The following is a 5501-nucleotide window of genomic DNA, read 5'->3' as shown; positions in this document are numbered from 1 at the left end:
GAACATTTTTATTGCGGGGCAGATATAATTAACACTGGAAAGCGTCTGGTACGCTGTATTAATTTAGTTGTCCGTGTAGATAATGAGCCTGCCCTGAAAACCTAACGACAGGCTCCTGAAAAGGAGTGTTTTTTTCATGTCCAGGTCGCTTTTAACCAACGAAACCAGTGAACTTGATTTGCTGGATCAACGTCCTTTTGACCAGACCGACTTCGATATTCTTAAATCCTATGAGGCGGTGGTGGACGGGTTAGCGATGCTCATTGGTTCCCACTGCGAAATCGTATTGCACTCCCTGCAAGATCTGAAGTGTTCCGCCATCCGCATTGCTAATGGTGAGCATACCGGCCGTAAAATTGGTTCGCCAATCACCGACCTTGCATTGCGTATGTTGCATGACATGACCGGCGCGGACAGCAGCGTCTCCAAATGTTATTTCACCCGCGCCAAAAGCGGCGTGCTGATGAAATCAGAAACTATCGCGATTCGAAACCGCGAACATCGTGTGATTGGGCTGCTGTGCATCAACATGAACCTTGATGTGCCTTTCTCGCAGATCATGAGCACCTTTATTCCGCCTGAAACGCCAGACGTTGGCTCTTCCGTTAACTTTGCCTCCTCCGTAGAAGATCTGGTGACTCAAACGCTTGAGTTTACGATTGAAGAGGTGAATGCCGATCGCAACGTCTCGAACAATGCCAAGAATCGTCAGATCGTACTCAATCTCTACGAGAAAGGGATTTTTGATATCAAAGACGCCATTAACCAGGTGGCCGATCGTCTGAATATCTCCAAGCATACGGTCTACCTCTACATCCGCCAGTTCAAAAGTGGCGACTTCGTAGGGCAAGATAAGTAATGCGTTTTGCGTTAATGGTGACAGGCCCGGCGTACGGCACTCAGCAGGCCAGCAGCGCGCTGCAGTTTGCGCATGCGCTACTGGCGGCCGGACATGAACTGGCGAGCGTCTTTTTCTATCGGGAAGGGGTGTATAACGCGAACCAGTTTACGTCACCGGCGAGCGATGAGTTTGATCTGGTCCGCGCGTGGCAGGCGTTAAATGAAAAGCAGGGCGTTGAGCTGAACATCTGCGTGGCGGCGGCACTGCGTCGCGGCGTGACGGATGCAACCGAAGCCGATCGCCTGGGGTTATCGGGCGCTAACCTTCAGCCTGGCTTTTCGTTGAGTGGTCTGGGCGAGCTGGCTCAGGCGGCGCTAACCTGCGACAGAGTGGTGCAATTCTGATGAAGCGCGTGGCATTTGTTTTTACTTCTGCGCCGCACGGTAGCGCCTCGGGCCGCGAAGGGCTGGATGCGTTACTTGCGACATCGGCATTAACAGAAGATATCGGCGTCTTTTTTCTGGGGGATGGGGTGTTTCAACTGCTCGCGGGCCAACAGCCGCAGGCCATCCTGGCGCGCGATTACATCGCAACCTTCAAAGTGCTGCCGCTTTACGATATCGAAACCTGCTATGTCTGTGCCGACTCCTTAACGGCGCGCGGTTTGAGTGATAAGTCGTCTTTTGTGCTGGATGTGACGATCTTACCTTCCTCTGATCTGCGTGAACACCTTTCCCACTACGACACCGTTTTGACGTTCTGAGGCCACCATGCTCCATATTCTGAGCCACTCACCGTGGCAATGTGATATCGACACACTGTTGAGCATGCTGCGCGAAGGTGATGATTTGCTGCTCATTCAGGACGGCGTGCTCGCGGCGCTTGAAGGCAGCCGTTTCGTTGAAATTCTCACGAATGCCCCCATAACAGTCTCTGCGCTGAAGGACGATCTGGACGCGCGAGGTCTTTCTGGTCAAATTTCAGCCAAAATTGACGTGGTTGGCTATACTGATTTCGTCAATCTTACTGTGACGCACGCCAGTCAAATGAACTGGTGATCCGAGATCGCTGTATATTTCTTGACACCTTTTCGACGTAGCCCTAAAATTTCGCGTCCTCATATTGTATGAGGTCGTTTTATTACGTGTTTACGAAGCAAAAGCTAAAACCAGGAGCTATTTAATGGCAACAGTTAACCAGCTGGTACGCAAACCACGTGCACGCAAAGTTGCAAAAAGCAACGTGCCTGCACTGGAAGCCTGCCCGCAGAAACGTGGTGTATGTACTCGTGTATATACCACCACTCCTAAAAAACCAAACTCCGCACTGCGTAAAGTATGCCGTGTGCGTTTGACTAACGGTTTCGAAGTGACTTCCTACATCGGTGGTGAAGGTCACAACCTGCAGGAGCACTCCGTGATCCTGATCCGTGGCGGTCGTGTTAAAGACCTTCCGGGTGTTCGTTACCACACCGTTCGTGGTGCGCTGGACTGCTCAGGTGTTAAAGACCGTAAGCAGGCTCGCTCCAAGTACGGCGTGAAGCGTCCTAAGGCTTAATGGTTCTCCGTTAAGTAAGGCCAAACTGATTTATCTTAATGTCAAACTAAACTCGTAGAGTTTTGGACAATCCTGAATTAACAACGGAGTATTCCCATGCCACGTCGTCGCGTCATTGGTCAGCGTAAAATTCTTCCAGATCCGAAGTTCGGATCAGAACTGCTGGCAAAATTTGTAAATATCCTGATGGTAGATGGTAAAAAATCTACTGCAGAAGCCATCGTATACAGCGCGCTTGAGACCCTGGCTCAGCGTTCTGGTAAAAATGAACTGGAAGCTTTCGAAGTCGCTCTCGACAACGTTCGCCCAACTGTAGAAGTTAAGTCCCGCCGCGTTGGTGGTTCTACTTATCAGGTTCCAGTTGAAGTTCGTCCGGTTCGTCGTAATGCTCTGGCAATGCGTTGGATCGTTGAAGCTGCTCGTAAACGCGGTGATAAATCCATGGCTCTGCGTCTGGCGAACGAACTTTCTGATGCTGCAGAAAACAAAGGTACTGCAGTTAAGAAACGTGAAGACGTTCACCGTATGGCAGAAGCCAACAAGGCGTTCGCACACTACCGTTGGTAATCCCTTCGGAGTATTAGTCACCAGGCGGGCGCTTCAGAGAAGCCGCCCGCTCTGGGTAACTTAACTGAACGCCTAAAGAAACAAACGAGGAATCAAATGGCTCGTACAACACCCATCGCACGCTACCGTAACATCGGTATCAGTGCGCACATCGACGCCGGTAAGACCACTACTACCGAACGTATTCTGTTCTACACCGGTGTAAACCATAAAATCGGTGAAGTTCATGACGGCGCAGCCACCATGGACTGGATGGAACAGGAGCAGGAGCGTGGTATCACTATCACCTCCGCAGCGACTACTGCATTCTGGTCAGGTATGGCTAAGCAGTACGAACCGCATCGCGTAAACATCATCGACACCCCAGGGCACGTTGACTTCACCATCGAAGTAGAACGTTCCATGCGTGTGCTCGACGGCGCGGTAATGGTTTATTGCGCAGTTGGTGGTGTTCAGCCACAGTCTGAAACCGTATGGCGTCAGGCGAACAAATATAAAGTTCCACGCATCGCGTTCGTTAACAAAATGGACCGTATGGGTGCTAACTTCCTGAAAGTTGTTGGTCAGATCAAAACCCGTCTGGGCGCGAACCCTGTTCCGCTGCAGCTGGCAATTGGTGCTGAAGAAGGCTTCACCGGCGTTATCGACCTGGTGAAAATGAAAGCCATCAACTGGAACGACGCAGACCAGGGCGTGACCTTCGAATACGAAGACATCCCGGCTGAGATGCAGGACCTGGCTGACGAATGGCACCAGAACCTGATCGAATCCGCTGCTGAAGCTTCTGAAGAGCTGATGGAGAAATACCTGGGTGGTGAGGAACTGACTGAAGAAGAGATCAAAAAAGCTCTGCGTCAGCGTGTTCTGAACAACGAAATCATCCTGGTAACCTGTGGTTCTGCGTTCAAGAACAAAGGTGTTCAGGCGATGCTGGATGCGGTAGTTGACTACCTGCCATCCCCGGTTGACGTTCCTGCGATCAACGGCATCCTGGACGACGGTAAAGATACTCCGGCTGAGCGTCACGCAAGCGACGACGAGCCGTTCTCTGCACTGGCGTTCAAAATTGCTACCGACCCATTCGTGGGTAACCTGACCTTCTTCCGCGTTTACTCTGGTGTGGTTAACTCCGGTGACACCATCCTGAACTCCGTGAAAGCGGCGCGTGAGCGTTTTGGCCGTATCGTACAGATGCACGCTAACAAACGTGAAGAGATCAAAGAAGTTCGTGCGGGCGACATCGCTGCAGCTATCGGTCTGAAAGACGTGACCACTGGTGACACCCTGTGTGACCCGGATCACCCGATCATTCTGGAGCGTATGGAATTCCCAGAGCCGGTAATCTCCATCGCGGTTGAACCAAAAACCAAAGCTGACCAGGAAAAAATGGGTCTGGCTCTGGGCCGTCTGGCGAAAGAAGACCCATCATTCCGCGTATGGACTGATGAAGAATCTAACCAGACCATCATCGCTGGTATGGGTGAACTGCACCTGGATATCATCGTTGACCGTATGAAGCGTGAATTCAACGTTGAAGCGAACGTGGGTAAACCTCAGGTTGCTTACCGCGAAGCGATTCGCGCGAAAGTTACCGATGTTGAAGGTAAACACGCTAAGCAGTCTGGTGGTCGCGGTCAGTACGGTCACGTTGTGATCGACATGTACCCACTGGAGCCGGGCTCTAACCCGAAAGGTTACGAGTTCATCAACGACATCAAAGGTGGTGTAATTCCTGGCGAATACATCCCAGCCGTTGATAAAGGCATCCAGGAACAGCTGAAAGCGGGCCCTCTGGCTGGCTATCCGGTTGTTGACATGGGTGTTCGTCTGCACTTCGGTTCTTACCACGACGTTGACTCCTCTGAACTGGCGTTTAAACTGGCTGCGTCTATTGCCTTTAAAGAAGGCTTTAAGAAAGCAAAACCAGTTCTGCTTGAGCCAATCATGAAGGTTGAAGTAGAAACTCCTGAAGAGAACACCGGTGACGTTATCGGTGACTTGAGCCGTCGTCGCGGTATGCTGCGTGGTCAGGAATCTGAAGTAACTGGCGTTAAGATCCACGCTGAAGTTCCGCTGTCTGAAATGTTCGGATATGCAACTCAGCTGCGTTCTCTGACCAAAGGTCGTGCATCATACACCATGGAATTCCTGAAGTATGATGATGCGCCTAACAACGTTGCTCAGGCCGTTATTGAAGCCCGTGGTAAGTAATCCACAGGATTAAAACCTAAGTCCCGTGCTCTCTCCGAAGGGGAGAGCACTATAGTAAGGAATATAGCCGTGTCTAAAGAAAAATTTGAACGTACAAAACCGCACGTTAACGTTGGTACTATCGGCCACGTTGACCATGGTAAAACTACCCTGACTGCTGCAATCACTACCGTTCTGGCTAAAACCTACGGCGGTGCTGCTCGTGCATTCGACCAGATCGATAACGCACCAGAAGAAAAAGCGCGTGGTATCACCATCAACACTTCTCACGTTGAATATGACACCCCGACTCGCCACTACGCACACGTAGACTGCCCAGGCCACG

The 5501-nt window shown here is 51.2% G+C and carries 8 protein-coding genes; all 8 read left to right on the top strand.

Annotated elements, in window-relative coordinates:
* Positions 1–136: 136 nt before the first annotated feature.
* Positions 137–859 carry a helix-turn-helix transcriptional regulator gene (locus tag L977_RS02235; RefSeq protein ID WP_014885489.1) on the top strand — a complete coding sequence of 241 codons (723 nt, stop codon included), beginning with the start codon at positions 137–139 and terminating at the stop codon, positions 857–859.
* A complete protein-coding gene (tusD, locus tag L977_RS02230; protein WP_014885488.1) occupies positions 859–1245 on the top strand; it encodes a sulfurtransferase complex subunit TusD in 387 nt (128 codons plus the stop codon). Before L977_RS02235 ends, tusD begins: the two co-directional genes overlap by 1 nt.
* Complete coding sequence (gene tusC, locus L977_RS02225) at positions 1245–1604, top strand: sulfurtransferase complex subunit TusC (RefSeq protein WP_023331455.1); 360 nt, start codon at positions 1245–1247, stop codon at positions 1602–1604. The genes tusD and tusC overlap by 1 nt, the downstream gene beginning before the upstream one ends.
* 7 nt (positions 1605–1611) lie before the next feature.
* On the top strand, positions 1612–1899 hold the full coding sequence (gene tusB, locus L977_RS02220; RefSeq protein WP_014885486.1) for a sulfurtransferase complex subunit TusB: 288 nt from the start codon (positions 1612–1614) through the stop codon (positions 1897–1899).
* Between the two features lie 124 nt (positions 1900–2023).
* Positions 2024–2398, top strand: a complete 375-nt coding sequence (rpsL, locus tag L977_RS02215; RefSeq protein WP_000246815.1) for a 30S ribosomal protein S12 — start codon at positions 2024–2026, stop codon at positions 2396–2398.
* A 96-nt stretch (positions 2399–2494) separates the two neighbouring features.
* Complete coding sequence (gene rpsG, locus L977_RS02210; RefSeq protein ID WP_003861706.1) at positions 2495–2965, top strand: 30S ribosomal protein S7; 471 nt, start codon at positions 2495–2497, stop codon at positions 2963–2965.
* A 96-nt stretch (positions 2966–3061) separates the two neighbouring features.
* Complete coding sequence (gene fusA / locus L977_RS02205) at positions 3062–5176, top strand: elongation factor G (protein WP_023331453.1); 2115 nt, start codon at positions 3062–3064, stop codon at positions 5174–5176.
* A 69-nt stretch (positions 5177–5245) separates the two neighbouring features.
* Positions 5246–5501 (top strand): GTP-binding protein (locus L977_RS23060; RefSeq protein ID WP_000031672.1); only part of this gene is annotated, 256 nt, incomplete at its 3' end.

Origin of the sequence: Enterobacter sp. ZOR0014 (assembly GCF_000798855.1) — a bacterium.
GTDB classification, from domain to species: Bacteria; Pseudomonadota; Gammaproteobacteria; order Enterobacterales; family Enterobacteriaceae; genus Enterobacter; species Enterobacter kobei.
This window is presented reverse-complemented; position numbering and strand designations above follow the sequence as displayed.

Excerpts from the sequence above, each read along its gene's own strand:
- rpsL (WP_000246815.1), top strand. The coding sequence starts at position 2,024 with ATGGCAACAGTTAACCAGCTGGTACGCAAACCACGTGCACGCAAAGTT.
- tusD (WP_014885488.1), top strand. The coding sequence starts at position 859 with ATGCGTTTTGCGTTAATGGTGACAGGCCCGGCGTACGGCACTCAGCAG.
- fusA (WP_023331453.1), top strand. The coding sequence starts at position 3,062 with ATGGCTCGTACAACACCCATCGCACGCTACCGTAACATCGGTATCAGT.
- tusC (WP_023331455.1), top strand. The coding sequence starts at position 1,245 with ATGAAGCGCGTGGCATTTGTTTTTACTTCTGCGCCGCACGGTAGCGCC.
- rpsG (WP_003861706.1), top strand. The coding sequence starts at position 2,495 with ATGCCACGTCGTCGCGTCATTGGTCAGCGTAAAATTCTTCCAGATCCG.
- L977_RS02235 (WP_014885489.1), top strand. The coding sequence starts at position 137 with ATGTCCAGGTCGCTTTTAACCAACGAAACCAGTGAACTTGATTTGCTG.
- tusB (WP_014885486.1), top strand. The coding sequence starts at position 1,612 with ATGCTCCATATTCTGAGCCACTCACCGTGGCAATGTGATATCGACACA.